The sequence below is a fragment of the Roseivivax sp. THAF30 genome (assembly GCF_009363575.1).
GTDB classification, from domain to species: domain Bacteria; phylum Pseudomonadota; class Alphaproteobacteria; order Rhodobacterales; family Rhodobacteraceae; genus Roseivivax; species Roseivivax halotolerans.
Map to the genome: position 1 here is coordinate 2,123,540 of NZ_CP045389.1, position 25,018 is coordinate 2,148,557.

Below are 25,018 nucleotides of genomic sequence, written 5' to 3' on the forward strand. Positions count from 1 at the left end.
TACGGCCTCCCCCCCGAGGCGCAACCGGCTAGCCGAAAAGGTCGTGGGCGAGCTCGAGCGCATCGATCAGCGTATCGACTTCGGCCTCGGTGTTGTAGAGCCCGAAAGAGGCGCGACAGGTGCCGGTGACGCCCAGGAAATCCATGAGCGGGCCCGCGCAATGGTGACCGGCCCGGACCGCGACACCCTTCTTGTCAAGAATGGTAGAAATATCATGGGCATGCGCCGCGGAGTTCATCGTGAACGAGAAGATCGCGGCCTTGTCCTCGGTCGTGCCCTGCACGCTCAGCCAATTGAGCCCGTCGAGCCGCTCGCGGGCGTAGTCGCGCAGCCGCGCCTCGTGCGCCGCGACATTCTCCATGCCGAGATCCATGAGGTATTCGAGCGCGACGCCGAGCCCGATCGTCTGCACGATGCCCGGCGTGCCCGCCTCGAACTTCATCGGCGGGTCGGCATAGGTCACCTCGTCCTTGTGAACCTCGCGGATCATGTCGCCGCCGCCGATGAACGGTCGCATCTCGGCCAACCGATCCTTCTTGATGAAGATCGCGCCAGAGCCGCTCGGGCCGTAAAGCTTGTGCCCGGTGATGGCGTAGAAATCCGCGCCAAGCGCGTCGAGGTTGACCGGCATGTGCACCGCCGATTGCGAGCCGTCAACGAGGACGGCCACCCCTTTTTCATGTGCCGCGTCGATGATCGTCTTTACGTCAACGACAGTTCCCAAAACATTGGAAAGATGCGTGATTGCGACAAGCTTGGTCTTCGGTCCGATGGCGTCGATGACCGCTTGCGGATCGAGTGCGCCGCGACTGTCGATATCCACCCATTTCAGTTGCACACCCTGCCGCTCGCGCAGGAAATGCCAAGGGACGATATTGGCGTGATGCTCCATCACCGACAGCACGATCTCGTCGCCAGCCTCCATACGCGGCATGGCCCAGCCATAGGCGACGGTGTTGATGCCCTCGGTCGTGCCGGAATTCAGCACGATCTGTTCCTCGTCGGCGACGCCGAGAAACCGCGCGATAATCCCACGCACGCCTTCGTACTTCTCGGTCGCGAGATTAGACAAGTAGTGCAAGCCACGGTGAACGTTGGCATATTCCTCGGCGTAGCCACGCGTGACCGCGTCGATCACGGCCTGCGGCTTTTGCGCCGAGGCGCCGTTATCGAGATAGACCAGCGGCTTGCCGTTCACTTCACGACTGAGAATTGGAAAGTCCTTCCGGACTTCTGTGACGTCATACATTCGCGTTCATCCCGGATGCTGTCGCTCCGATGAGCGTGAGAAAGAAGGAAAGCCCCACCGCCATCCCTGCCAAAGCCAGAAGCAGCACGAAGGCCGCCTTGCCGAGAGATGGAAAATCATGGGCTTCCGCGAGGAAGTTAATGAGGATCCAGAGCCCGACAAGCGAGGCTCCGAATGACAATAGCAAGGCCAATGCCGGTGCGATCGGCGTGATCAGCAGCATCGCGGCCTGCACCAGCGCCCGCAGGGCCTGCAGCCAGATCAGCGTGAGCGCGATATCCTCGAGCCGGCCCGTTCCGCCGACCGCACGTCCCGACCAGGTCAGAACGAAGGCCGCAAGGACCAGCGTTCCGGCAAGACCGGCGAAGAAGAGGACCGGCTGCTCGACGAATGGCGCGATGCTCGGATCCGGCGGCGTGAGAATGGCCGAGGCGCGCACGAACGCGGTGTTCAACACAAGCACAAGTGCCGCCGAGAGGAGCAGCGCCTCGCGCCCGAGCCCCAAGGACAAAAGAAGGCGAGCGACCTCCCTGGGGGCCGTCACGCTCTGCCAGGCGAGGCTCAGGAAAGCGGCTGGGGTCATCGAACGGCCTCGTATTCGGCGACCTTGAGGCCGGAGATCCAGAACCAGGTAAAAGCCGCGAACCAGGCCGCGCCGACGATCGTCAACTCGATCCCCGCCCCAATGAAGCCCGCGACAAGCCCGTTCAGCAGCAAGAGAGGGCTGGAAGCGAGCAGCGCCCAGAAGAGCGCAAGCCGCGCGCCGTACCAGTCCCCTTTTCCGCCGAGCGCCTTCAGAACGATGTGGCTGAGACCGGCAAGCGCGTAAAAAAACAGCGGCGCGACGAAAATCCAGCCGAACAGCGCACCGGCCATCAACTGGTCGAGCGGTTCGTCCTGCAGGTGCGACTGCCGTGCGAGGGCCGGCAGACGCGAGACGAAAAACAACACGCACGCGCCCATCAGCATCGCCAACGCGCGATCTTCACGGCGGCCCGCAGACAGGAGGCGGCGGATCACCGCCCCCGGTCCGCGATAGCTCGCCAGGATGTCCGTCGAAACCGCCACGAGTTCAGGCGGTCCGGCGTCTCATCAGCCAGGCTTCGATCCGGCTGTTGATCTCGTCTTGAAGCGCCTGATCTTCGACTTCGAGCACTGCCTCGGCAAGGAAGGCGAGCGTCAGAAGGTCTTCGGCATGGCCCTGCGGCACCCCGCGCGAACGCAGGTAAAAGAGCGCCTCCTCGTCGATCGCGCCCGAGGTGGAGCCGTGCGAACAGGCCACGTCATCGGCGTAGATCTCAAGCTCCGGTTTGGCGTCGAACTCGCTGCTGCCGTCCAGAAGGAGCGACTGGCTGATCTGGTAGCCGTCGGTCTTCTGCGCGCCTTTCTTCACCAGGATCTTACCCTGGAAGACACCGCGCGCACCGTTCCGCAGAACCTTCTTGAAGACTTGCCTGCTTTCGCAATTCACCGCGTCATGCGTCACGAACACCGTATCGTCGTGGTGGAAATCGCCGTCGCCCATACAGGCCCCGGCCACATGCGCGACGGCGTTGTCGCCGGTCAGCTCCACGATGACCTCGTTGCGGGTCAGCATCCCGTTCGCGGTCAGGGTGAAGGACTTGAAGACCGATTCCTCGCCAAGCCGCGCAAAGATATGCGTCGCCGCGCGACGTTCGTGATCGCGCCCTTGCATACGGATATGATGGAAGGTCGCACCATCGGCGACATCCACCTCCATAACCTTATTGAACCGCGCAGCCGCCGGCCCGTTTTCGAGCACGGTCAGCTCCGCGCCCTTCTCCACCTTGACGCAGTGATGGAGCATCACATCGGATGCCTCTGATTTATGATGATAAATCAGGCTCACAGGCTTCGAGGCCTTGCCGGTGACACGGATCAGGACACCGTCGGTCGCGAACGCCGTGTTGAGCGCCGCGAGAGGCCGCTCCACGGGGGTCTGCCCTGCAATCTCAAGCTGGCCGTAGATGTCCTTGGCCCAATGGATGTCGGCACTGCTTTCGGACAGCCGTTCGATCTCGATCCCTTCGAGGGCAAGATCGTCCGAGGCGTCTGCATCGAAGACACCGTCGACGAAGACGACCTTCAAGCGGTCGACATCTTCGAAAATCGGCGTCTCACCCGCATCGAACAGCGCCGCTTTGGGTGGCTCGGGCTGAACCAGGCTCTCAGGCCGCGTGTATTTCCAGTACTCGTCGCGTGCATGCGGCAGGCCCATCGCCCGGACCCGCGCAAGCGCGTCGCGGCGCGCGGAGGCGGACCAGCCGCCCTCGGGCAGGCTGAGCGTCGCCAGCCGCTCTTCGGTTGCGTCAAACTTGATCTGCGGTGCAGCCATTACGCGTTCTCCGCCAGAATGTCGCCGTAGCCGTTCTCTTCGACCTCGAGCGCCAGCTCGGGGCCGCCGGTCTTCACGATCCGGCCGTCGGACATGATGTGCACGACATCGGGCTGGATGTGGTTCAGAAGACGCTGATAGTGCGTGATGACGAGGAAGCCGCGATCGGGCGCGCGCAGCTTGTTCACGCCGTCCGCCACGAGCTTCATCGCGTCCACGTCGAGGCCGGAATCCGTCTCGTCGAGGATGCAGAGCTTAGGCTCGAGCATCGCCATCTGCAGGATCTCGTTGCGCTTCTTCTCACCGCCCGAGAAACCGACATTGACCGGACGCTTCAGCATCTCGGCGTCGATGTCGAGTTCCTTCGCCTTGGCGCGGATCTCTTTCAGGAAATCGGTAGAAGACATCTCCTCCTCCCCGCGTGCGACGCGCTGCGCGTTCACGGCGGTACGAAGGAAGGTCATGTTGCCGACGCCCGGGATCTCGACCGGGTACTGGAACGCCAGGAACATGCCGGCCGCGGCACGCTCTTCGGGCTCCATATCGAGGATGTCCTCCCCCAGAAGATGCGCCGAGCCACCGGTAACCTCGTAGCCGTCGCGGCCCGACAGCACGTAGGACAGGGTCGATTTGCCCGACCCGTTCGGCCCCATGATCGCATGCACCTTGCCGGCCTCGACCTCGAGGTCGACACCCTTGAGGATCTGCTTGTCCTCTTCCTCGAGCTTCACCTGAAGGTTTTCGATTTTCAGCATGTTGTCATCCTTTCCTGTCTCGTCTCGATGCGTTCAGGGACGCATCATGAATTGCATGATCCGAAGCAGGCGATCCGGCGGGATCGGCTCCGGCGTGATGTCGAACCGGGCCATGCGCCCGGTGATTTCGGGACGGCCGAGGTAGTCCTCGACCTTGTGGTAATGCTCACGCTGCACGTAATCATCAAAGAGCAGTGTGACAGGCCCCTTGGAGAGGTATTTCGCCGCAAGCGCGCAGCCTTGGCGGAAGCGACCATCGACCAGCACCACGTCGGGCTGGCGAAACTCGCTGAGGCCCCAGACCTCGAGCGGGTAGCGGGGATAGCGTTTCCATTCACTGTCATCTGTCGGATGGCCCCACTCTTTCGTCGGGCCGATATCGGACCAGATCACGTCGACCTCGGTGGATTTCGCGGGCGGATTTGCCGCGAGCCATCCCCGCATCATCTCCGCCCAGTCCTTGTCGGATTCGACCGAGAAGACCTGCTTGCCCGGCATCTCGGACGCCATCACGGTCGAACCGCCCGAGCCATATTCGAGGATCACGGACGCGCGCGCGTATTCCGCACGCACCAGCGCCGCCTCGGCTTCGGGGAGCGTCAGCTCCGGACGCGATATGACGGTGCCATCCCTCACGTGGCGCGCGCTCCTAGCGTCTCGCAATAGGCGGCGAACGCGCTTTCCGGCAGCACGTCGCGGCGGATCAGTTCCTTCAGGCAGCGCGCGACCAGATCCGGCAGGCGAAGCGCTCCGGACGCAATCAGCGCGTAATGCTTAAGTGCTTCGTCGGAGAAGCCGTCCATCCGCCGTGGATCGCGCAGGAAGACGGCATCGCCATCGATGAGTTGCTGCGTCATCACCCGTCGATTCAGCGGCAGCTCGCCAGCCTCCCGAAGCGTGGCTCCGACAAGCGTTTGGAAGCTGTGCAGCAAGAACCCTTGATCCCTGAGCTCGCGGATCTGATCCTCGGCGAGAGGCTGGTCTTCGTAGATCGGCATGAAGGCGACTTCCGAGATCACCACCAGCGCCTCGGAGAGCTTGTTCCGCCCGTTCTGAAAAACGGCAAGCTCGCCGCCCTGGATATCGATCTTGAGCAAATCGAGTGCTTCGATTTCCGTCATGTCGTCGAGACGCTTGGTGTCGAGTGGGATCTCGTCGACGATCTTTGTCATTCGCTGCCAGCGCGGTTTGAAAAGGTAGCTCCGCGCCACCGGATCCGGTTTGTAAAGTGACGTGAAGCCACCGGAGAAGCAGATGTTCAGCGTTCCAGTCGTCCCATCGCCGACACCATAGGGCAAATAGCGCTCGTGCGCGGCATCGCGATTCGAAAGCGCTTCGAAGGCTGAAGGCTGCGGCTCGAACCCGGTGACCCGAGCAACCTTCGCGTCCAGCAGCGGCTGATACACCGGCGCCTCGGTTGGATTCGCGCCGACATCCACGATTTCCGTGAGGCGCGCAGGCTCCAGAAGCTCGCGCAGCCGAAGCAGCGCGGGGTCGAGGTCAGCGCCCTGTTCGTCCTTCGCCATCACTCGATCACCACCGCTGTTCCAGACACCGACACCATCAACATCGACTCGCCCACGACTTCGTAGTCGATATCCACACCGACCACCGCGTTGCCGCCGAGCTGTCGCGCCCGCGCCTCGAGCTCGCGCATCGCGGTCTCCCGCGCATCTGCGAGCTTGGTCTCGTAAGCCCCCGAGCGGCCACCGACGATGTCGGTGATCTGGGCAAAGAAGTCCCGAAAGACATTCGCACCCATGATCGCCTCGCCGACGACGATGCCCCGGTATTCGGTGATCCGGTGGCCCTCGAGCGTGTTCGTGGTCGAGACGATCATGCGACAAGCCTCACATAGTTGAAGACCATCATGGCCAAGAGCGCGACGCCGCCGACGATCATCGAGGTCAGCGTCACCGACCCGCGGATCAGCCCTTGGGTGTTGCCGTTCCGCGCCCGCACCACGAGACCGATGAAGGCCCCGATCGCGACACCGATGCCGGCCCCTGCGCTTTTCACCAATAGAAATGCCAAAAGCTCTGCGCTCATCGCCGGCCCCTGCCCGTCACTGCCTGCGCGAAAAGGTTTCCCGAAACTCCCGAGGCGAAAGAGACGCCTGGAAAGACGATCATGTCCCGAGCGCGCGCGACAGCACTGACCACAACGGAGAAGAGACCACGGAACGCGCCCGTCAGAACCGCCGGGAATAGGGCCAGCTTGATCATGACGCGCGCGCTCCGTCTTAGTCGCCCGTTAGCCTACCGAGCCTTCGAGCGAGATCGCCACGAGCTGTTGCGCTTCCATCGCGAATTCCATCGGCAGCGCCTGCAGCACTTCCTTGGCAAACCCGTTCACGATGAGCGCGACCGCCTCTTCCTCGTCCATGCCGCGCTGGCGGCAATAGAACATCTGGTCGTCATCGACCTTGGACGTCGTCGCCTCGTGCTCCACCCGGCTCGAATTGTTCTTCACCTCGATATACGGAACCGTGTGAGCGCCGCACTTGTCGCCGATCAGAAGGCTGTCGCACTGGGTGTAGTTGCGCGAGTTGGTCGCCTTGGGATGCATCGAGACGAGGCCGCGATAGGTGTTCTGCGCCTGCCCGGCCGAGATCCCCTTGGAGACGATTCGGCTCCGGGTGTTCTTGCCCAGATGCACCATCTTCGTGCCGGTATCGGCCTGCTGGTGATTATTGGTGATCGCGATCGAGTAGAACTCGCCCTGGCTTTCATTGCCGCGCAGGATGCAGGACGGATACTTCCACGTCACCGCAGAGCCAGTCTCGACCTGCGTCCACATCACCTTGGAGCGGTCGCCCCGGCAATCGGCGCGCTTGGTGACGAAGTTGTAGATGCCGCCCTTGCCGTTCTCGTCGCCCGGGAACCAGTTCTGGACGGTGGAATACTTCACCTCGGCATCTTCCTCGGCGATGATTTCCACGACAGCCGCGTGGAGCTGCGCCTGGTCGCGCTGGGGCGCGGTGCAGCCTTCGAGGTAGCTTACATAAGAGCCCTTGTCGGCGATGATCAGCGTCCGCTCGAACTGGCCGGTATTCTCGGCGTTGATGCGGAAATAGGTCGAGAGTTCCATCGGGCAGCGCACGCCCGGCGGCACGTAGACAAACGAGCCGTCCGAGAAGACCGCCGAGTTCAACGTCGAATAGAAATTATCGGAGATCGGCACGACCGAACCCAGATATTTCTGCACAAGCTCGGGATGCTCGCGGATCGCCTCGGAGATGGAACAGAAGATAACGCCGGCCTTCTTCAGCTCCGCCTGGAATGTGGTGCCGACCGAGACGGAATCGAACACCGCGTCGACCGCGACGCGCCGTTCTTCCCCGCCGCCGACGCGGCCCTCTGCAGGCGCTTCGTCCGCGCCTTCGACACCGGCGAGGATCATCTGCTCTTTCAGCGGAATACCCAGCTTCTCATAGGTCTCAAGGAGCTTGGGATCGACCTCGTCGAGCGATTTCGGCTTCTCGGCCATGCTCTTGGGTCGGGCGTAGTAATACTGCTGCTGGAAGTCGATATTGGGATACTCGACCATCGCCCAGTTCGGCTCCTCGAGGCCAACCCAGCGATCATACGCCTTCATCCGCCACTCGGTCATCCATTCGGGCTCTTCGTTCTTCTCGGAGATGAGACGCACGATATCGGGCGTCAGGCCCTTCGGCGCGTATTCCATCTCGATGTCGGTTTCCCAGCCGTACTTGTAGGTGCCACCGAGATTGCGGACCTTGTCCACCGTTTCCTGGTCGACGCCGTCCTTCACTTCGGGAGTGTCGAGAGCTGTCATTGTCCGACCTTTCCTTGTCCTGTCTGCATCCTCGCGCGGGTTCAGCCTCAGGCGGCCTTCGCGCGGTGTCGTTCAAGATGGCGCAGCCACGTTTCGGCAAAGCGCATCACATCGTCTTCCGTCGTCTCGAGACCAAGGCTCACCCGGATCGCGCCCGAGGCCACCTCGCCCGTCTCGCCCATGGCGCGCAAGACGCGGCTCTCGCGGACCTTGCCCGATGAACAGGCCGAGCCTGCGCTGATCGCAAAACCGGCAAGGTCCATCTGCATGACCTGCGTCTCGCCTTTCCAGCCCGGCACAGCGAAACACGACGTGTTCGGCAGCCGCCGCACGGCCTTGCCCATGAATTTAGTCTCTGGCGCGGCCTGTGCAACGGCATTCTCTAGAACGTTTCTAAGTTTTTCCACCCCGTTCCAGAGCCCGGCATCGAGATCGCGCATCGCAGCCTCTGCCGCGGCGCCGAAGCCCGCGATGCCGATCACGTTCTCCGTGCCCGAGCGGCGGCCCATTTCCTGCCCGCCGCCGCGGATCTGCGCGGCAAGGTCCGTGCCGCGCCGCATCACCAGCGCGCCGACCCCCTTGGGCCCGCCAAGCTTGTGCGCCGAGACGATCGCCATCTCCGCACCGCTCCAGTTGAAGGCGAAGGGCAGCTTGCCGAACACCTGCGTCGCATCGGTCAGTGCAAGGCCTTGCGGCAGATCCTGCACGATCCCCGTCTCGCTATTGGCCGCCTGCAGGACGCTCTCGCCCGGCACATCCACCGCGACCTTGCCATCGCGGTCCACCGGCAGATCCGCATCGATCCAGGCCGCAACCGCGTCATGCTCTATGTCGCCGCCGCGCAGGCCCCGCCCCGCAAGCGCCAAAGCTGCCGCCTCGGTCGCGCCGGAGACGAAAACCACGTCCGCGCCATTGGCGCCAAGGGCGGTGGCCACTTGCCGCCGCGCCTTCTCGACGAGCCCCTTGGCCGTGCGCCCCTCGCCATGCACCGAGGACGGATTGCCCGCGACATCCATCGCGGCGATCATGGCCTCGCGCGCCTCGGCCCTCAGCGGCGCCGTCGCGTTATGATCGAGATATACCCGTCTCATGCGCGCCCGCGCCCGCTTTTTGGGTTGGCGAAAATACCGCGGGGGTCCGGGGGCAGCGCCCCCGGCCGGCATCCGCTTGCGCGCCGCGTGGAGTGCATTCCTGGCCTCATGACGCGTCGTCGACCACGTCGAAGAGCGACGGGACGGCCGGGCACGGGACAAGCCCGTTGCCGGCCACATCCGACAGCCGCGTCTGGTGCAGGAAGACATAGACATGCGCCGAGAGGCCCTGCCAGAGCCGGTTGGTCATCGATTGCGCCTTGGATCCGGACAATCCGCCCGAGGCCCCGGCTCCGGTATGCATGGCCGACACGGTCTCATCGACGGCTGAGAGCACATCGACCACGCGAATTTCCGTGGCCGGCCGCGCCAGCTTGTATCCGCCGCCCGGCCCCCGCACGGACGCCACGAGATCCGCCCGCCGCAGCTTCACGAAAAGCTGCTCGAGATACGCCAAGGATATATCCTGCCGCTTGGAGATCCCGGCCAAGGTGACCAGGTCGCCGTCGGGCTGCATCGCGAGATCCACAAGCGCAACCATGGCGTAGCGGCCTTTCGTGCTGAGTTTCATCGCGTCCTCCCGGCGTCATCCGAGCCTGTGGCGATTGACCTCGTCTCAGGCTTTGCATATTTGCGACCAAGCCCGATAGGACCGTTCTCGCTGATTAGAATAGTTCTAAATTGCTTGAGGAAAGTCGTCAAGATTTTCCGCCACCCGTTAAGGAGCCCTGTCGCCCCATGCCCGAGGTGATTTTCCCCGGACCCGAAGGCCGCCTCGAAGGCCGCTATCATCCGCAGAAGGATCGCGACGCGCCGATCGCGATCGTCTTGCATCCGCACCCGCAATTCGGCGGGACCATGAACAACAAGGTCGTCTACAACCTGCATTATGCCTTCTACAACATGGGCTTCACCGTGATGCGGTTCAACTTCCGCGGCGTCGGCCGGAGCCAGGGCGAATACGACCAGGGCGTCGGCGAATTGTCCGATGCGGCCTCGGCCCTCGACTACCTGCAATCGCTGAATTCCAATTCCAAGCATTGCTGGGTCGCGGGCTTCTCGTTCGGCGCGTGGATCGGGATGCAGCTGCTGATGCGGCGACCGGAAATCACCGGCTTCATCTCGGCATCGCCGCCGGCGAACATGTACGACTTTTCCTTCCTCGCGCCCTGCCCTTCCTCGGGCCTCGTCATCAACGGCACCGCCGACCGGGTGGCACCGCCTGCGGACACGCGTTCGCTGGTGGGCAAGCTGAAGGACCAGAAGGGCATCACCATCACCCACGAAGAGATCGAGGGCGCCGGGCACTTCTTCGAGGAGCCGCACATGGACACGATGATCGGCACCGTCACCGATTACGTGAAGCGCCGCCTCACCGAGACGACGCGCTGATCATGGCCGGGTTCGCAACCGACATCGCTGACCGCCTCGCGCAAGACACGATGGAGGTCATGGATGCGAGCGGCGAGGATCGTCTCTATGTCGAGGTCGCGGCGGTTTTGGCCGCAGCCTCGACCACGCTCGAGGAAGAATATCTGACCTGTATCCGCGTGCGCCTCGCCGAACGGCGCGCCCGCGAATTCCTGAAGATGAAGACCGGTGCCATGGCGACCGATCCCGCACAAGCGGCCCGGCAGACACCCGACAGCTGATCCGGAGGGCGGCCTGTCAGGCCGCCTTCGACGCCTCCTGGAAGTCGCGCAGGATCGCACCGTAACCGCCGTTATCCGCAAATTCCCGCTCCTGGTCCGTCGACCGACGGCCAAGCGCCTCGTTGCGATAGGGAAACCGTCCGAAGCGGCGGATGACCTCGCGATGCACGCGGGCATGCAGGAGATTGTCTTGCCCGCCCGGCAGACGCTCCTTCATCAGCCGCACGCATTGCTCCTGGTCGCACAGGTTCTCCGCATGCATCATCGGCAGGTAGAAAAACTGTCGCGCCGGGGCGTCGATCTTCTGGTCCCACCCGCGATGGACGGCCTGTTTGGCCGCGGCAAGCGCCACCTTGTCGGAGGCGAACGCCTTCGCCTCTCCCCGGAACATGTTCCGCGAGAATTGGTCGAGAAGGATCACGTAGGCCAGAACGCCCGAGGGATAGGTGAGCCACAGCGCGAACTGCCCATCCATTGCGGCCTCGTAGGTCGGCAGGAACCGCTCGCGGATGTCCGCGTCGAGCGCCTCGTCCTGTTTGTACCAGCCTTCGGCACCAACCTCGTCGAGCCAAAAGCTCAGGATCTCTTCCGGTGTCTTCAGCACGGCCTCACTCCCTTCAGACCAATCCACTCACCCGAGTTCAGGGTAAACATGCGGCTTTTCGCACGAAAAATCACCTTTTATGTCAGGAAGGTGACAAAGCGCTTTCGTTCTCACGCGCCTCCTCCTCCTGGGCATTGTCCGCTTCCGCGGTCTCGATCGCCCAGTCCTGAGCCGCGCCGACCGCGACAACGGAAGCGTTGGGCATGACCGGAATGTAATCGTAGGTGTCGTCCGAGGCCGGCCGTCGCGTCGAGCGATAGAGTGCGTAAGCCGTCAGCAGCAGCATCGGAATCGCGATCAGCACGAAGAACGCATAGGCCCCGACCTCGGTCATCAGGTAGCCCGTCAGGATCGGGCCCGCGACCGCGAAGATGCCGTTGAGGAACTGCAGCCCCGCCGAGGCCGCGGCCATGTCGTCATAGTCGAGAAAGTCGTTCGTGTGGGCGATGAGCAGGGAATACAGCGGGTTGGCCGCCCCGCCGATCAGCACGGCGGAGATCGTGAGGATCGTGAAATTGTCGCTCATCACGGCGGCCAGCACCGCCGCGCCGCCGCCCATCGCCGCCACGAGCGAGATCAGGAGCCGGCGGTCCATACGGTCCGAGATCCAGCCGAGTGGATACTGGAAAAGCACTGCGCCTACGTAGAAGGCCGCAACGAAGATCGACGTCTGCGCCAGCGTCAGCCCCGCCTCCACCGCGAAGACCGCCGCCATGCCGTATTGCGCGGCGTAGACCGTGCCCATGAGCGCCATGCCCACGCAGCCGAGGGGCGATGACTTGAAAAGCGTCTTCAAAGTCATCCGCTTGGTCGTCTCGAAAGCAGGTGTCGGCGAGACCGTCAGAAGGATCGGAGCGAAGGCGAGCGAAACCAGCACCGAGGGGATCACGAAAAGCAGGAACCCGGTCGCATCGGGCAGGTTCAGAATCGCCTGCGCGGCGATGATCCCGGCCATCTGCACGATCATGTAAAGCGAGAGCGCCTGCCCCCGCGTCTCGTTCGTCGCTGAATTGTTGAGCCAGCTCTCCGCCGTCACGTAGAGGCTGCAGAACGCGAAACCGAGCACGATCCGGCCCGCGATCCAGAACGGCGCATAGGGCAGCGCCGGGAACAGGATCAGCACCGCGGAGATGATCGAGCCGAGCGCGGCGAAGACCCGCACATGACCCACCCTTTGGATCATGCGCGGCGCGGTTTGCGAGGCGATGATGAAGCCGAGGAAATAGGCCGCCATGATGATCGACATCATGAAGGGCGAGAACCCTTCGGCCGCGCCGCGCACACCCAGAAGCGAGCCCTGAAGGCCGTTGCCGACCATCACGAGCGTCATGCCCAGAAGAAGCGCCCAGGACGAATTCAGAACCTGGATCATCGCGATCATCCCAGTATCGGAGTTATGCCGCGCCTTACCGTGATTCTGCCGGGCGGCTCAACGCGATAGGCGTCCATCCGTGGTCGCATTGCGACCCTGCATGTCGGGAATGAGCAGCGACGCGTCTCCGTAGGAAAAGAATCGATACCCCTCCGCGATGGCGTGATCGTAGATCCGCAGGATCCGCTCGCGTCCCATAAGCGCCGCGACCAGCATCATCAGCGTCGATTTCGGCAGGTGGAAATTCGTCATCAAAGCGTCGGTGACGCAGAACTCGAAGCCGGGGTAGATGAAGATGTCGGTATCCCCTGTGAACGGCGCGATCGCTCCGCCCTGCGCGGCGGTTTCGATCAGCCGCAAGGCCGTGGTGCCGACAGGGATGATACGGCCGCCCGCCGCTTTGGTCGCTGCGATCTCTGCGGCGGCCTCGGCACTGACCTCTCCCCATTCGGCGTGCATCCGGTGCGTGGTCACATCCTCGACTTTCACGGGAAGGAAAGTGCCCGCCCCGACATGCAAGGTGACATGGGTGAACGTGACGCCCCGCGCTCTGAGCGCCTCGAGAAGTGGCGCATCGAAATGCAGCGAGGCCGTAGGGGCCGCGACCGCGCCCGATCGCGCGGCCCAGATCGTCTGGTAATCGTCCTTGTCCTGCGTATCGGCGGCGCGGCGCGCGGCGATGTAGGGTGGCAGCGGCATCGCGCCCGCCTCGATAAGCGCTGCGTCGAACGCCTCGCCCGCGAGATTGAACCTCAGCCGCCCCTGTCCGTCCGCTTTCGCTTCGAGAACGGCCGAAAGATCGGACGAGAAGACGACCGTTTCGCCTTCGCGCAGCTTCTTCAGCGGCTTGACGAGCGCCGACCACGTCCCGTCCGCTTGCGGCTCGAGGAGCGTCGCCTCGATCCGCGCGCTGCTCTCGCCCTCCGCGCCCATGCGCCGCCGCTCCCCCGACAGGCGCGCCGGGATAACCTTGGTATCGTTCAGCACAAGCCGATCGCCGGGCCGAAGCCAGTCCGGCAGGTCCGAAACGACGGAATCGCTGATCCGGTCGCCCTCGGCCACAAGAAGCTTTGCCGACGAGCGCGGGCGCGCCGGCCGCGTCGCGATCCGGTCTTCGGGCAGGTCGAAATCGAAATCGGACAGTTTCATTGCGGCGGTCGCATCCCGGCGAAGATCAATTGCCCGCGGAGGCGTTCGGCGGCGGGCGCCGGAAGATCTCGCGGAACATGCCGGGTGTGAACACCGAAAGCGGATTGACCGCAACCCGAGGCTGCGCCGCGCTGCCCGTGACGTTGAAGTTGAACCCGAAGAGCCCCTCGCCCCGGCGCGTCAGCACTTCTCCAACGCCGTTCAGGAAGTAGATCGGCGAGAACACGCCCTGCAGATCGAGCCGCCGGTTCGCAAGCCCGATATAGCCGTCGACCGAGATTCCCATGGAGGGGCCGACAGCCGACGCGCGCTCAACCACAACCTGCGAGGGTGTGAGGCGAAATGCCGAGGAAATGTCCGAGAAATAGATCCCGGGCCCTTCGAGCTGGTCGAGAATCCCGACTATGGACACCGCGTCGAGAAGCGCGCCGAGGGCGGGCGCGTTCCTCAGGCGCGCATCGGTCACGCTCAACCGTCCGTCGTATGTGCCCGCGGCCCCGCGCACCGGCACCAGCGTCAGGTCGAGCGCGCCATCGTCGATCTGTCCGAAGAGGCCCGTCGCCTCGAGAACGGCCCCTGCATTGTCCGATTGCAGGCGGATCGCCGTGCCGCCGTTCCGGGGCACCGCCGCGCCAGAGAGCCGTACGCCATCGCCGACAAGTCCCGAGGTGAAGGAGCCGTTGAGCCCGCCCGCCGCTTGAAACTCGCCGCGCAGATCGCTGAGGACGATTCCCTCGGTCACGGTCAGCCGATCGAGCGCCACCGAAAGCGGAACCCCCGCGCCTCCTCCGCCGCCGCCAGCGCCGCCGAAGGTCGCGCGGCGCAGATCGAGCGAGCCGCCCCTTATTGCGATCGCAGGCGGCCGTCCGGCCCCGCGATTGGTCACCGCGACATTGCCCGAGAACCATCCTCCGACCGAAACCTGTGGCAGATCGAGCCGCTCGAAACCGCCAGACGGTGCAAGCGCGACGGCACCTTCTGCAGAGAGCCCCGCCCCCGAAAGCGCCACCCGGTCGATGCTGATCTGGTCGCCAAGACGCCCAGACAGCGCAAACCGTCCTTGCTGACCTGTCCCGAGCGACCAGCCGATTGCCGGGATGGACAAGCCCACGCCCGCGAGGTTCGAGGTCAAGTCGAAGGACGGGGCCACGCCGTCCGACAGCGTCAGCTCGAACCGGCCCGGTCCTTCGCCTTGCAGAAATCCCTCTGGCAAGGTCACGCCGAACGCGCGCGCTGCACTGTCCGACAAGCGCAGATCCGCAGTCACGGTGGCGGGCTGACCGGCCTCCGCGCCAAACGGCAGGCGGAACGTCCCTGAAAGCGGCACGCCCGACAGCGTCGCCTGCCCAGACACGGTGAGCCCCGTCTCCGTCACCGCGACGTCGAGGCGCTCCGACGCCAGTATCCGGTTCGGCACGACAAGTCCGCTCTCGGCATTGGCGACGCTGCCTGCAAGATCGATGTCCATATCGGGCAGCCGGATGCCATCCCGGAGCGGCAGGCGCAGGGTGCCCGAGGCTGTCATGTCCCCTTCAACGAGCGCGACGGGACGGTTCGCACGTTGCATGACGCGCAAGGGGTTGGCATCGAGAAAAGAGAGAAGAGCGGTTACGGATGAGGATGCGTTCAAGCGGACTTCCCCGGTCGCGGGCTTCTGCGACGCGTCGGCAATCACGAATTCGGTCCCGGCAAGGTCGATCCGCCCGCCCTGTTCGGGATTGGCGACGCCCTTCACCACGCTGACCGCGAGACGGTCGTCATGGATCACGAGTTGTCCGGTCGCGTCTTCCACCGGCGGCAGCGTGTCGGCAAACCGCACCCGCGCCTCTTCGAAACGCAGATCGAAATACCGCATCGGTGCGTCCATGCCGGGTGTGAAGCGCAGCGCCACCCTGGCGTCGCGCAACACCCCGTCCTCGACGTTCTGCGACACCCAGTTCCGTGTGCCCGGCGCGATCCGTCCGGGCCAATAGGTAATGATCTTGTCTGGCCGCGCATTGTCGAGCTGGGCATCGAGCGCAACCTCCCAGCCGTTGCCGCCGGCGCTGGCGCGCCCCGACGCTCGCAGCGGCATGTCCTCGTCGAAGACACGCAAACGCCCAAGGTCAAGCCGGAACGGATCGACGGACAGCCGCAGGTCCGCTTCCGCGCGCCCGACCTCGAGGGGCGCCTCGAACACGCCGTCGGGGTTGGTGACAAGATCGCTCAGTTCGAACTGTCCGACGAAGTCGCCTTCCTCTGCAATGGTGACGCGGCCCTCCGCCTCGGCCCTGCCGAAGGCGCTATCGACGGCGATCTCGGTAAAACGCAGGCTGCGGGTCTGCGGGATATATCCGAAGGCCGTCCGCGCGCCGGAGAAGCGGACGGGCTTGGCGCCGGGTGTCGGCTGGAGCGCGCCCTCACCCATTGCCAGCGCGACGTCGAGACCACCGAGCGCTCCGGTCTCGGTCAGGTAGCCGCGCAGATCGCCGGTGATCGGCGCGCGGATCGCATCGAGCCACGCGAGCGCGGGACTTTGCGTCGCGATATCGCCCGAGGCGAGGTTGTCGAGCGCCAGGCCGAAGCTCAGATCGCGGTCGCCGATGCCGCTTTCGGCGCTGATCTCGACCTGCCCGAGGCCGGTCTCACCGCCAAGAAGCGTCACGTCGCCGTCAATCCGAAGGGTTCCCAGGCTGCGCTCGGCGACCAGCGCGCCGCCATCGGCGGTCCAGGTCCGTCCGGCGCGCGCATCGCTGTAAGACAACGTGATCGCATCGATCTCGACCCGGTCCAGCCCGGAAAGTAGCGGCGTGCCGAGCGCCTCGTCGATCCGGCCGATCACGGTGGGCAGGTCCGGACGCTCTTCCCCCGGCGTGATCCCGAAGCCGAGCGAGAACGCCCCGCCCGTATCCCGCTCGAGCGTCAGAAGAAGCCCCGAGGCATCCGCCTCGCGCAGCGCCAGCCGCCGCTGCAGAAGATCCGGAACCGAGAGGCCCGCCCGAAGCGATCCGAGGCTGGCGATTTCCTGCCCCGTTCCCGGGTCGCTGAGACGCGCATTTATGAGGCCCACCCGCAACAGCCCGTCGCTCAGCACCTGCAGGCGCAGATCGCTGAAGTCGAGGTCGATGCCCGGCAGCGCCGCTTCGGCGCGCGTCTCTATCTCTTCGCGCAGCCAGCCCGGCGCATCGATCGGCTTGCCCAGAAGCATCCAGCCGATCAGCAAAAGCATCGCGGCGAAAGACATCAACAGCCCGAGCGTCCATCCGCCGACACGGCGTGCACGCGACAGGATCGCGCGGGATCTGGGAGGATTTTGCGTCTCGCTCACTGGAAGGGTTGCCCCGGCGCCTTATTCTGCCTCACCTGTCAGGATAGAGCCCGTCGGCCCCGTTTGGAAACGGGGCATGGCGATCACAAGTTACAGGAGTAGATAAAATGCCAGAGATCGGCGACACGGCCCCCGACTTCACGCTCCCCGTCACCGGCGGCGGAGAGACGACGCTCTCGGATCTCAAGGGCGCGCCGGTGGTATTGTTTTTCTACCCACGCGACGACACGTCGGGCTGCACCAAGGAGAACGAGGACTTCACGCGCCTGATGCCCGAATTCGAGGCGGCGGGCGTCAAGGTCTTCGGCATATCGAAGGACAGTATCGCGAGCCACGACAAGTTCATGGAGAAGAAATCGCTCGGCGTCCCGCTTCTGTCGGACGAGAATTCGGATGTCTGCGAAAGCTATGATGTCTGGAAGGAAAAGAAGATGTACGGCAAGACCTTCATGGGGATCGAACGGTCGACCTTCCTCATCGATGCCGAAGGCCGCATCGCCGAGATCTGGCCCAAGGTGAAGGTGCCCGGCCATGCCGAAGCGGTGCTGGAGCGCATCCAGACGCTCTGATAGGCGCGCGCCCGGCACGACAAGGGGACCGATCACATGGCGCTGACGCTTTCTGAAATGGCGGTGGATGTTCTGACCACCGCAGACGGACGCGAGAAGACCGCGAAATCTCGTAGTTACGCAGCCAGATGGTTCACGGCCCGTGCCGAGGGGGCGGAGATTCCCGTCGGCACGGCCGATCCGCCTCTGCGCCCCTCGCGTCCGTCCCGGCCGGAACTTCTCGATCCGCGCGATGTGCCCAAGCGCAAGCCTGGCAGCCCCGCGGGTCGGATCGCGCTTCTGCATGCGGTGGCGCATATCGAGCTGAACGCGGTCGATCTGCATTGGGACATCATTCCGCGCTTCGCAGGCACCGTTATGCCGCCGGGCTTCTACGATGACTGGGTCAAGGCTGCGGACGAGGAATCAAAGCATTTCAAGCTGATGTGCGATTGCCTCGAAGCCGAGGGGAGCCATTATGGCGCCCTGCCCGCTCACGCGGGGATGTGGCGCGCAGCCGAGGATACGGCGGAGGATCTCTTCGGTCGTCTCGCGGTCGTTCCGATGGTGCTGGAGGCGCGCGGACTCGACGTCACGCCGGGCATGATCGAGATCTTTCGGAAAGCTGGCGCGCAGGATGCTGTTTCCGCGCTCGAGACGATCTACGCCGAGGAAGTCAGCCATGTCGCCTACGGCTCGAAGTGGTTTCACTATCTCTGCGGACGGCAGGAACTCGATCCGACGCCTCAATTCCACAGCCTTGTGCGGCGCTACTTCAAAGGCGCGCTGAAGCCTCCATTCAACGAGGAAAAGCGCGCTGAAGCGGGCCTGGCCCCCGACTTCTACTGGCCGCTTGCGCAGTAATTCGGCAGCGCTTTTCGACCTAAGTCTTAGGCCAAGCCTCGGAGGAATCGGCGGATTTTTGCCATTATGGCGCATTTCCGCCCGTTCTGGGGCGGCGAGCGCCCGAAAAAGTTGCGCCGTCGGGAATGTGTGGGTAACCCCCTTTTCCAAGGTGCCGAGTTTGGGGAAACGAGCACTGCGATTGGGACGGGATAAGGACACGGACACGTGCGAACGAAGCTCGCGATCAAGCTCCACTCACTTCTGGAGCGTCATTTGCCGGAGCGTCGGCTCTTCCTGAAATCAGAAACGGATACGCGTTTCATCCGGTTACGCCCCGAGACGCAGGCCATTGCCGCGCTTGGAGGCACCGCCATCGTCGCCTGGACGATCATCGCCACCGCAGTTCTTCTGATGGACTCAATCGGCGCCGGAAGTTTCCGTGACCAGGCCCTCCGCGATCAGGTTACCTACCAGCAGCGCCTCAATGCTCTCTCCGACGAGCGCGACGCCCGCGCCGCCGAGGCCGTTGCGGCACAAGAGCGCTTCAATGCCGCGCTTGAACAGGTCTCTATCATGCAATCGGACCTGCTGGAGGCCCAGAACCGGGTCCGCGAGCTCGAAACCGGGCTCGATATCGTGCAGGCAACGCTCGGCAAGACGATGAAAGAGCGCGAAGCCGCACGCCAACAATATGCCGCTCTGAAAAGCGATCTCGACGACGATGGCGTCGCCACAGGCGGCGGCTCGGGCGAGAACGAGACCGTCGCGCTTCTGACCGACGCTCTGTCCCGCACCGCCGCCGAGCGCGATCAGGTCGTCGCCGATGCCGAGGACGCGCTCGTGCGCGCCGACGAGATGGCGACCGAAATCCGCCTCATGGAAGAAAAGAACGACATGATCTTCCGCCAGCTCGAAGAGGCGATGTCGGTATCCGTGAAGCCGCTCGACAAGATGTTCGAAGCGGCCGGCATGGACCCCGACACGATCATCGGGCAGGTCCGCCGAGGATATTCCGGCCAAGGCGGCCCGCTGACGCCGCTCTCCTTCTCGACCCGTGGCGATGACCTCGGCGCGGACGCAGAGCGCGCAAACCGCATCCTCAACCAGATGGACCGGCTGAACCTCTACCGGATCGCGGCCCAGAAAGCCCCCTTCGCCTCGCCGCTCAAGGATCCGTTCCGCTTTACGTCCGGTTTCGGCCGCCGTTGGGGACGCCTCCATGCCGGCACGGATTTCGCCGCACCGCACGGAACCGCGATCTACGCCACCGCCGACGGCGTCGTCATCCACGCTGGCTGGCAGTCCGGCTATGGCCAACTGGTGAAGATCAAGCACGAGTTCGGCATCGAGACGCGCTACGCCCACAACTCGAAACTGTTCGTGTCCGAAGGCCAAAGGGTCTCGCGCGGGCAGAAGATTGCTGCTATGGGGAACACTGGACGGTCGACCGGTACCCACCTGCACTACGAAGTGCGCGTTGGCGGAACCCCCGTGAACCCCATGACCTACATCAAGGCTGCGAACGATGTTTTCTAAGAGCAAGATCAACGACCCGGCACCGAAGTCGGACGACCAGCGGTCGCCCGCGCAGGCCGAGACACCGAAACCCGCCGCGCCCGACTACAAGTCGGACTTCAAACCCTCCACCACGCCCAAGGCGAAGCCGCCCGCATCGGTCCTGTCCTCGGATCTGCACGTCCAGGGCAACCTCAAGACCTCTGGCGACATCCAGGTCGAGGGGACGGTCGAGGGCGACATCCGTGCGCATCTTCTGACCATCGGCGAGAGCGCCACGATCAAGGGTGAGGTCATCGCCGACGACGTGGTCATCAACGGCCGCATCGTGGGCCGTGTGCGCGGCCTCAAGGTCCGCCTGACCGCCACCGCGCGCGTCGAGGGCGACATCATCCACAAGACGATCGCGATCGAATCCGGCGCCCATTTCGAAGGCTCGGTCCAGCGCCAGGACGACCCGCTCTCGACCAAGGGCAAGTCGGGCGGCGCAGGTGCCGCGCCTGCGCAATCCGCACCTCAGCAGCCCGCCGCCGCCTCGAAGGCAGAGCAGCAGCCCAGCTGAGCCAATCGACATGACCGATCAAACGGCCCCTTCGCAGCCCGAAGGGGCCGTTTTCGATTCCACCCTCTGTACCGCACGCTCCCGCAAATACCTGCTTGTTGCAGCGATCCTTGCCTCGGCGCTCGGCTTCATCGACGGGTCGGTCGTGACCATCGCCCTGCCTGCCATGCGCGAGACCCTGTCCGCCTCGCTGAGCCAGGCGCAATGGATGGCGAACGCATATCTTCTGACGCTGTCTTCGCTGATCCTCGTCGGTGGGGCGCTTGGCGACCGCTTCGGTATCGCGCGAATCTTCGGCGGCGGCATCGCGCTCTTCGTGCTGGCCTCGATCGTCTGCGCTCTTGCGCCGAGCCCTGCCGCGCTGATCGGCGCGCGGGCGGTTCAAGGGATAGGCGCGGCCCTTATGGTGCCGGGCTCGCTCGCGCTAATTTCCGCGGCCTACCCCGCCGAGGACCGGGGCCGCGCCATCGGCATCTGGGCGGCGGCCTCGGCGCTGACAACGGCACTTGGGCCGGCGATCGGCGGCGCGGTGTTGAGCGCGTTCGGCGAGACCGCATGGAGGCTGATCTTCGCGGTGAACCTGCCGCTCGGCGGCGTCGCGCTTTGGCTTTTGTGGCGTCATGCGAGCGAAGGCCGGACGGAAGAAGGCAAACGGATCGACTGGCTCGGCGCGGGTCTCGCGACGTCGGGGCTATTCCTTCTGGCCTGGGGACTTTCTGGCGCAGAAGAACAGACCGGCGGCACGATCCGCTGGCCTCTCGCGGGTCTCGGACTTCTCGTGTTTGCAGGTTTCATTCTGTCCCAACGGGTCATTCGACAGCCGATGGTGCCGCTCGGCCTCTTTCACAATCGGATCTTCGCGGCGGCGAACCTTCTGTCCTTTTTTCTCTACTTCTCACTGACGGCGATGCTCTTCTTCCTGCCGATGGTGATGATCGGCGTTTGGGGCGTCACCGAAGTATTGGCCGCGCTCGCCTTCGTGCCCCTATCGATCTTCATCTCGACCTTGTCGCCGTACATGGGCCGACTTGCGGGTCAGATCGGCCCCAGGTGGCCCATTGCGATAGGCTCGGCACTTGTCGCGCTGGCCTATGGCGGCCTCGCCCTCACAGCACCGCTCCAGGCATTCTGGTCGGCGGTGATCCCGGCGATGGCGCTCGCCGGTCTCGGAATGGCTTGCGTCGTCGCGCCCCTGTCGACGGCAGTGATGGGGGCGGTTCCGGGAGATCAGACAGGTACGGCCTCTGGGATCAACAACGCCGTGACACGCGTCGCGGGCCTCGTCGCAGTGGCGCTCTCCGGCGCGGTCGCGGCCACGGTTTACAAGGGCACAGGCGGCGCGTTCAGCTTCGCGGAAGCGTCAGAGGCCGGCGATCCAGCCCATGTCGCCGCATCGAATGCCGGCTTTCAGGCGGTCGCGGGCTCGGCGGCGCTCCTTGCGCTCGCCAGCGCCGTCGTCGCCTGGTTCGGGCTGGAAGATCAGGCCTCGAGCTCCGCGTCCCAGTAGAGGAAATCGAGCCAGCTGTCATGCAGATGGTTCGGCGGAAACTTCCTCCGACCCATGTTCCGCAGCTCCTCCGCGCCCGGCTGGCGGGGCGGCTTCTGCAACGACAGGCCCGAACGGTGCAGGCTTTTGGAGCCCTTCCGCAGGTTGCAGGGCGCGCAGGCGGCGACCACGTTCTCCCAGCTCGTGATACCGCCCGAGGCGCGCGGCACGACGTGATCGAAGGTCAGCTCGCCCTTCGATCCGCAATACTGGCAGCGGAATTCATCCCTCAGAAAAAGATTGAAGCGCGTGAAGGCCACGCGCTTCTGAGGTTTGACGAAATCTTTCAGGACCACGACGCTCGGTATCCTGAGACTCATCGAGGGGCTTCGCACCACCTCGTCATATTCCGCGATGATATCGACCCTGTCGAGGAAGGCTGCCTTCACCGCCTCCTGCCAGGGCCAGAGGCTCAGCGGATAATAGGAAAGCGGCCTGTAATCCGCGTTCAGCACAAGCGCGGGATGCTGCCTGAGGCTACCCGGCTCGCGCACGAAATGTGTTCTGAAATCGCCATCCATCGGAGGACTCGTCCTTCGCCCTGTCTGCTCGTCTCAAGCACCAGAGCGGGGAGCCCCGCCCCAGCCACATCATCACTATATATCGCGGGTCGCCTCTGGCAAGCCTCGCTAGATACAGTGTTACTGCGGAGAACTAAGGCGATTCCGTAACGCCTCTGTAACAGGCAAGGACCGCGCGCGCTGTTCAGAAGTTGCACTTGTCCCGCAGGAAGGCCAGCGCGACGCCGAGGCCTTCGGGGTCGATGCCATGCGCGGTGCCCTTCATGACGTGACCGTAGACCTCGCTCCAGCCTGCGCTTTGCAGCGCCTCGGCGGCTTCGGGCATGGATTGCGGCGGCACGACATCGTCCTGATCGCCGTGGACGAGCAGGACCGGCGGGCACGAGACGGCTTCGTCGGCCAGAAGATCGGGCTCGAGCAGACGGCCCGAGAAGCCGACGATCCCGGCGACCGCGTCTTCTCGGCGCGGCGCGACCTGAAGCGCCATCATCGTGCCCTGGCTGAAGCCGAAGAGCGCGACCTGTTCGGGCATCACGTCCTCGTCGACCATCAGGGAATCGAGGAACGCATCGAGGTCTGCAGCCGCGGCGCGCATACCGGCCTCGCTGTCTTCCTGGCTCGATCCATCGATCCACGGGATCGGGAACCACTGGAAGCCGAACGGCGCGCCGGCGCAGGCTTCGGGTGCATCGGGCGCAAGGAACAGCGTGTCCGGCAGATGCTCGGCCAGGGGATCGGCCAAACCCAGCAGGTCCGCACCATTTGCGCCATAGCCATGCAGGAACACGACGACCGACCGTGTTTCCCCAGAGGCTGGCTCTTTCCGTCCGGCTTGCAGAACCCGTGTCATGCGATGCCCTCTCTATCCTTTGCAACATGGTAGTAGGCCCAGAGCGCGCGGGCCGCAACCGATCGCCAGGGCGACCAGGCCTCGGCCATCTGCCGCAAGTCCTTCTCGCGCGGCCGGGTCTCGAGCCCGAATAGAACGCGCGCGGCTTCCTGAAGCGCAAGATCACCGGGCGCAAAGACATCCGCGCGCCCGAGCGAAAACATCGCGTAGATCTCGGCGGTCCAGACGCCGATCCCTTTCACTTCGGTCAGCGTCGCGACCACCTCGTCGTCGGGCGCCGTGCGGAGGGAGGCGTAGTCGATCCGCGCATCGGCCAGCGCCTTGGCGTAGCGCGCCTTCTGCCGCGACAGACCAATCGCGCGCAGGTCGTCCTCGCTTGCAGCGCGGATCCGGGCCTCATCTGCGAAGCCCGCCTCCTCGACCCGGCCCCGGATCGCGCGTGCGGACGCGACAGAGACCTGCTGACTGATGATCGCGTTCAAGAGCTGGTCGAACCCGTCCGGGTTGCGGCGAAGCGGCAACGGACCCGTCGCCTCGAGCGCCTCGGCGAAGCGTGGCTCGTTCGCGGCAAGCCAGTCCGCGCCTTCCGCGACGCAGGCGTCGGTTTCTATGATCCGGCCGATACGAGCCATGAGGCGGCCTCCTGGACTGTTCGCACGCGCCTTCCCGGCGGTGCCGGAGCGCGCGAAATCAGGATGACGGGAATGTTGAGGCGGCGCGCGGCTGCGAGCTTTGGATACGACCCTTCACCACCAGCATCGCGGGTGATGAGCAGATCGATCCCGAGCCGCCGCATCAGCGCCATCTCGGAGCCTATGGTGAACGGCCCTTCCCCGGGCAGCATCACCGCGCCTTGCACCGGAGGGCGGGCGCGTCCGCTGCGCCGACGAATGAAGAGCCGCGCATGGGCGAAGCGGCTGAGCGCGGCGTAATCCTCGCCACCGGTCGTCGCCAAGACGCGCGCGCCGCGCGGAACCAATGCCGACGCCGCACGCAGATGGTGCAGGCGGATCCACCGATCTCCGGGCCGTGGCGCGTAGCCGGGCCGTTCGAGGCGCACACAGGGCAGCCCGCGCGCGTTCGCCGCCCGCCAACTCCGCCAGTGCCCGGCACGGTCCATCGGATGGCGGGCATCGACAAGCGCGCGGATACCCTGCGGCACGGCCTCCTCGGGATAAAGCCGTACCGCGTCCGGGCAAAGGCGCAGCAGCGCCTTTCCCTCGGCACTTCCGACAATGATCGCGGCAGGATCGTTCATGCCGCAGATCTATCGCGGCACGGATCGGAACGCCATGAC

General features: G+C 64.5%; 28 protein-coding genes. 7 read left to right on the top strand and 21 right to left on the bottom strand.

The window, feature by feature from the left end:
- Positions 1–28: 28 nt before the first annotated feature.
- The 13 genes from FIU91_RS10300 to FIU91_RS10360 all read right to left on the bottom strand — a co-directional run bounded on the left by FIU91_RS10300 (position 29) and on the right by FIU91_RS10360 (position 9,820).
- Complete coding sequence (locus tag FIU91_RS10300; protein WP_093009767.1) at positions 29–1,249, bottom strand: cysteine desulfurase; 1,221 nt, start codon at positions 1,247–1,249, stop codon at positions 29–31.
- Positions 1,242–1,832, bottom strand: a complete 591-nt coding sequence (locus FIU91_RS10305; RefSeq protein WP_093009768.1) for a YIP1 family protein — start codon at positions 1,830–1,832, stop codon at positions 1,242–1,244. The genes FIU91_RS10300 and FIU91_RS10305 overlap by 8 nt, the downstream gene beginning before the upstream one ends.
- Entirely contained in the window at positions 1,829–2,317 is a 489-nt protein-coding gene (locus FIU91_RS10310; protein ID WP_152462384.1) for a YIP1 family protein, read from the bottom strand. Before FIU91_RS10310 ends, FIU91_RS10305 begins: the two co-directional genes overlap by 4 nt.
- A 4-nt stretch (positions 2,318–2,321) precedes the next feature.
- On the bottom strand, positions 2,322–3,605 hold the full coding sequence (gene sufD, locus FIU91_RS10315) for a Fe-S cluster assembly protein SufD (RefSeq protein WP_152462385.1): 1,284 nt from the start codon (positions 3,603–3,605) through the stop codon (positions 2,322–2,324).
- Positions 3,605–4,360 (bottom strand): Fe-S cluster assembly ATPase SufC, encoded by a 756-nt coding sequence (gene sufC / locus FIU91_RS10320; protein WP_152462386.1) that lies wholly within the window; start codon positions 4,358–4,360, stop codon positions 3,605–3,607. The genes sufD and sufC overlap by 1 nt, the downstream gene beginning before the upstream one ends.
- A gap of 33 nt (positions 4,361–4,393) precedes the next feature.
- Positions 4,394–4,996, bottom strand: a complete 603-nt coding sequence (locus FIU91_RS10325) for a hypothetical protein (RefSeq protein ID WP_152462387.1) — start codon at positions 4,994–4,996, stop codon at positions 4,394–4,396.
- Complete coding sequence (locus FIU91_RS10330; protein WP_152462388.1) at positions 4,993–5,886, bottom strand: FkbM family methyltransferase; 894 nt, start codon at positions 5,884–5,886, stop codon at positions 4,993–4,995. The genes FIU91_RS10325 and FIU91_RS10330 overlap by 4 nt, the downstream gene beginning before the upstream one ends.
- Positions 5,886–6,200 carry a heavy metal-binding domain-containing protein gene (locus FIU91_RS10335; RefSeq protein WP_093009774.1) on the bottom strand — a complete coding sequence of 105 codons (315 nt, stop codon included), beginning with the start codon at positions 6,198–6,200 and terminating at the stop codon, positions 5,886–5,888. The genes FIU91_RS10330 and FIU91_RS10335 overlap by 1 nt, the downstream gene beginning before the upstream one ends.
- On the bottom strand, positions 6,197–6,409 hold the full coding sequence (locus FIU91_RS10340; RefSeq protein ID WP_093009775.1) for a hypothetical protein: 213 nt from the start codon (positions 6,407–6,409) through the stop codon (positions 6,197–6,199). Before FIU91_RS10340 ends, FIU91_RS10335 begins: the two co-directional genes overlap by 4 nt.
- Positions 6,406–6,585 (bottom strand): hypothetical protein, encoded by a 180-nt coding sequence (locus FIU91_RS10345; protein ID WP_093009776.1) that lies wholly within the window; start codon positions 6,583–6,585, stop codon positions 6,406–6,408. The genes FIU91_RS10340 and FIU91_RS10345 overlap by 4 nt, the downstream gene beginning before the upstream one ends.
- Before the next feature lie 28 nt (positions 6,586–6,613).
- Entirely contained in the window at positions 6,614–8,158 is a 1,545-nt protein-coding gene (gene sufB / locus FIU91_RS10350; protein ID WP_152462389.1) for a Fe-S cluster assembly protein SufB, read from the bottom strand.
- Between the two features lie 47 nt (positions 8,159–8,205).
- Positions 8,206–9,249: a cysteine desulfurase family protein gene (locus tag FIU91_RS10355; protein ID WP_152462390.1), complete on the bottom strand. Its 1,044-nt coding sequence runs from the start codon at positions 9,247–9,249 to the stop codon at positions 8,206–8,208.
- A gap of 106 nt (positions 9,250–9,355) precedes the next feature.
- Positions 9,356–9,820: an Rrf2 family transcriptional regulator gene (locus tag FIU91_RS10360; protein ID WP_093009779.1), complete on the bottom strand. Its 465-nt coding sequence runs from the start codon at positions 9,818–9,820 to the stop codon at positions 9,356–9,358.
- Between the two features lie 167 nt (positions 9,821–9,987).
- Between FIU91_RS10360 and FIU91_RS10365 the strand changes: the two genes are divergently transcribed.
- Both FIU91_RS10365 and FIU91_RS10370 read left to right on the top strand, forming a co-directional pair.
- On the top strand, positions 9,988–10,641 hold the full coding sequence (locus tag FIU91_RS10365) for an alpha/beta hydrolase (RefSeq protein WP_093009780.1): 654 nt from the start codon (positions 9,988–9,990) through the stop codon (positions 10,639–10,641).
- Between the two features lie 2 nt (positions 10,642–10,643).
- On the top strand, positions 10,644–10,901 hold the full coding sequence (locus tag FIU91_RS10370; RefSeq protein WP_245760189.1) for a hypothetical protein: 258 nt from the start codon (positions 10,644–10,646) through the stop codon (positions 10,899–10,901).
- Positions 10,902–10,917: 16 nt separating this feature from the next.
- Here FIU91_RS10370 and FIU91_RS10375 read toward each other — a convergent pair whose 3' ends face one another.
- The 4 genes from FIU91_RS10375 to FIU91_RS10390 all read right to left on the bottom strand — a co-directional run bounded on the left by FIU91_RS10375 (position 10,918) and on the right by FIU91_RS10390 (position 17,333).
- Complete coding sequence (locus FIU91_RS10375) at positions 10,918–11,502, bottom strand: DUF924 family protein (protein WP_152463711.1); 585 nt, start codon at positions 11,500–11,502, stop codon at positions 10,918–10,920.
- 85 nt (positions 11,503–11,587) lie between these two features.
- A complete protein-coding gene (locus tag FIU91_RS10380) occupies positions 11,588–12,877 on the bottom strand; it encodes an MFS transporter (protein ID WP_093010099.1) in 1,290 nt (429 codons plus the stop codon).
- 57 nt (positions 12,878–12,934) lie between these two features.
- Positions 12,935–14,026 carry a tRNA preQ1(34) S-adenosylmethionine ribosyltransferase-isomerase QueA gene (gene queA / locus FIU91_RS10385; RefSeq protein WP_152462391.1) on the bottom strand — a complete coding sequence of 364 codons (1,092 nt, stop codon included), beginning with the start codon at positions 14,024–14,026 and terminating at the stop codon, positions 12,935–12,937.
- Positions 14,027–14,051: 25 nt separating this feature from the next.
- Positions 14,052–17,333 (bottom strand): DUF3971 domain-containing protein, encoded by a 3,282-nt coding sequence (locus FIU91_RS10390; RefSeq protein WP_152462392.1) that lies wholly within the window; start codon positions 17,331–17,333, stop codon positions 14,052–14,054.
- Positions 17,334–17,440: 107 nt separating this feature from the next.
- On the opposite strand from FIU91_RS10390, the gene FIU91_RS10395 reads away from it, so the two are divergent.
- From FIU91_RS10395 to FIU91_RS10415, 5 genes are all read left to right on the top strand, one after another.
- Positions 17,441–17,902: a peroxiredoxin gene (locus FIU91_RS10395; RefSeq protein ID WP_093009783.1), complete on the top strand. Its 462-nt coding sequence runs from the start codon at positions 17,441–17,443 to the stop codon at positions 17,900–17,902.
- A gap of 36 nt (positions 17,903–17,938) precedes the next feature.
- The gene (locus FIU91_RS10400; RefSeq protein WP_152462393.1) at positions 17,939–18,745 is read left to right on the top strand and encodes a ferritin-like domain-containing protein; all 807 of its coding nucleotides are present in this window, start codon (positions 17,939–17,941) and stop codon (positions 18,743–18,745) included.
- 207 nt (positions 18,746–18,952) lie between these two features.
- Positions 18,953–20,263, top strand: a complete 1,311-nt coding sequence (locus FIU91_RS10405) for a M23 family metallopeptidase (RefSeq protein ID WP_093009785.1) — start codon at positions 18,953–18,955, stop codon at positions 20,261–20,263.
- Positions 20,253–20,804: a polymer-forming cytoskeletal protein gene (locus tag FIU91_RS10410; RefSeq protein WP_093009786.1), complete on the top strand. Its 552-nt coding sequence runs from the start codon at positions 20,253–20,255 to the stop codon at positions 20,802–20,804. Before FIU91_RS10405 ends, FIU91_RS10410 begins: the two co-directional genes overlap by 11 nt.
- A 10-nt stretch (positions 20,805–20,814) precedes the next feature.
- The gene (locus tag FIU91_RS10415; RefSeq protein WP_152462394.1) at positions 20,815–22,311 is read left to right on the top strand and encodes an MFS transporter; all 1,497 of its coding nucleotides are present in this window, start codon (positions 20,815–20,817) and stop codon (positions 22,309–22,311) included.
- Here FIU91_RS10415 and FIU91_RS10420 read toward each other — a convergent pair.
- The 4 genes from FIU91_RS10420 to FIU91_RS10435 all read right to left on the bottom strand — a co-directional run bounded on the left by FIU91_RS10420 (position 22,284) and on the right by FIU91_RS10435 (position 24,979).
- Positions 22,284–22,871 carry an HNH endonuclease gene (locus tag FIU91_RS10420; RefSeq protein ID WP_152462395.1) on the bottom strand — a complete coding sequence of 196 codons (588 nt, stop codon included), beginning with the start codon at positions 22,869–22,871 and terminating at the stop codon, positions 22,284–22,286. The two genes, FIU91_RS10415 and FIU91_RS10420, sit on opposite strands and share 28 nt — an antisense overlap.
- A 184-nt stretch (positions 22,872–23,055) precedes the next feature.
- On the bottom strand, positions 23,056–23,721 hold the full coding sequence (locus FIU91_RS10425; RefSeq protein ID WP_152462396.1) for an alpha/beta hydrolase: 666 nt from the start codon (positions 23,719–23,721) through the stop codon (positions 23,056–23,058).
- Entirely contained in the window at positions 23,718–24,353 is a 636-nt protein-coding gene (locus FIU91_RS10430) for a DNA-3-methyladenine glycosylase (RefSeq protein ID WP_152462397.1), read from the bottom strand. Before FIU91_RS10430 ends, FIU91_RS10425 begins: the two co-directional genes overlap by 4 nt.
- A complete protein-coding gene (locus tag FIU91_RS10435) occupies positions 24,329–24,979 on the bottom strand; it encodes a precorrin-6A/cobalt-precorrin-6A reductase (protein WP_152462398.1) in 651 nt (216 codons plus the stop codon). The genes FIU91_RS10430 and FIU91_RS10435 overlap by 25 nt, the downstream gene beginning before the upstream one ends.
- Positions 24,980–25,018: the final 39 nt, after the last annotated feature.

Excerpts from the sequence above, each read along its gene's own strand:
- FIU91_RS10300 (WP_093009767.1), bottom strand. The coding sequence starts at position 1,249 with ATGTATGACGTCACAGAAGTCCGGAAGGACTTTCCAATTCTCAGTCGT.
- FIU91_RS10305 (WP_093009768.1), bottom strand. The coding sequence starts at position 1,832 with ATGACCCCAGCCGCTTTCCTGAGCCTCGCCTGGCAGAGCGTGACGGCC.
- sufD (WP_152462385.1), bottom strand. The coding sequence starts at position 3,605 with ATGGCTGCACCGCAGATCAAGTTTGACGCAACCGAAGAGCGGCTGGCG.
- sufC (WP_152462386.1), bottom strand. The coding sequence starts at position 4,360 with ATGCTGAAAATCGAAAACCTTCAGGTGAAGCTCGAGGAAGAGGACAAG.
- FIU91_RS10330 (WP_152462388.1), bottom strand. The coding sequence starts at position 5,886 with ATGGCGAAGGACGAACAGGGCGCTGACCTCGACCCCGCGCTGCTTCGG.
- FIU91_RS10335 (WP_093009774.1), bottom strand. The coding sequence starts at position 6,200 with ATGATCGTCTCGACCACGAACACGCTCGAGGGCCACCGGATCACCGAA.
- FIU91_RS10340 (WP_093009775.1), bottom strand. The coding sequence starts at position 6,409 with ATGAGCGCAGAGCTTTTGGCATTTCTATTGGTGAAAAGCGCAGGGGCC.
- FIU91_RS10345 (WP_093009776.1), bottom strand. The coding sequence starts at position 6,585 with ATGATCAAGCTGGCCCTATTCCCGGCGGTTCTGACGGGCGCGTTCCGT.
- sufB (WP_152462389.1), bottom strand. The coding sequence starts at position 8,158 with ATGACAGCTCTCGACACTCCCGAAGTGAAGGACGGCGTCGACCAGGAA.
- FIU91_RS10355 (WP_152462390.1), bottom strand. The coding sequence starts at position 9,249 with ATGAGACGGGTATATCTCGATCATAACGCGACGGCGCCGCTGAGGGCC.
- FIU91_RS10360 (WP_093009779.1), bottom strand. The coding sequence starts at position 9,820 with ATGAAACTCAGCACGAAAGGCCGCTACGCCATGGTTGCGCTTGTGGAT.
- FIU91_RS10365 (WP_093009780.1), top strand. The coding sequence starts at position 9,988 with ATGCCCGAGGTGATTTTCCCCGGACCCGAAGGCCGCCTCGAAGGCCGC.
- FIU91_RS10370 (WP_245760189.1), top strand. The coding sequence starts at position 10,644 with ATGGCCGGGTTCGCAACCGACATCGCTGACCGCCTCGCGCAAGACACG.
- FIU91_RS10380 (WP_093010099.1), bottom strand. The coding sequence starts at position 12,877 with ATGATCCAGGTTCTGAATTCGTCCTGGGCGCTTCTTCTGGGCATGACG.
- queA (WP_152462391.1), bottom strand. The coding sequence starts at position 14,026 with ATGAAACTGTCCGATTTCGATTTCGACCTGCCCGAAGACCGGATCGCG.
- FIU91_RS10395 (WP_093009783.1), top strand. The coding sequence starts at position 17,441 with ATGCCAGAGATCGGCGACACGGCCCCCGACTTCACGCTCCCCGTCACC.
- FIU91_RS10400 (WP_152462393.1), top strand. The coding sequence starts at position 17,939 with ATGGCGCTGACGCTTTCTGAAATGGCGGTGGATGTTCTGACCACCGCA.
- FIU91_RS10410 (WP_093009786.1), top strand. The coding sequence starts at position 20,253 with ATGTTTTCTAAGAGCAAGATCAACGACCCGGCACCGAAGTCGGACGAC.
- FIU91_RS10415 (WP_152462394.1), top strand. The coding sequence starts at position 20,815 with ATGACCGATCAAACGGCCCCTTCGCAGCCCGAAGGGGCCGTTTTCGAT.
- FIU91_RS10420 (WP_152462395.1), bottom strand. The coding sequence starts at position 22,871 with ATGGATGGCGATTTCAGAACACATTTCGTGCGCGAGCCGGGTAGCCTC.
- FIU91_RS10425 (WP_152462396.1), bottom strand. The coding sequence starts at position 23,721 with ATGACACGGGTTCTGCAAGCCGGACGGAAAGAGCCAGCCTCTGGGGAA.
- FIU91_RS10430 (WP_152462397.1), bottom strand. The coding sequence starts at position 24,353 with ATGGCTCGTATCGGCCGGATCATAGAAACCGACGCCTGCGTCGCGGAA.
- FIU91_RS10435 (WP_152462398.1), bottom strand. The coding sequence starts at position 24,979 with ATGAACGATCCTGCCGCGATCATTGTCGGAAGTGCCGAGGGAAAGGCG.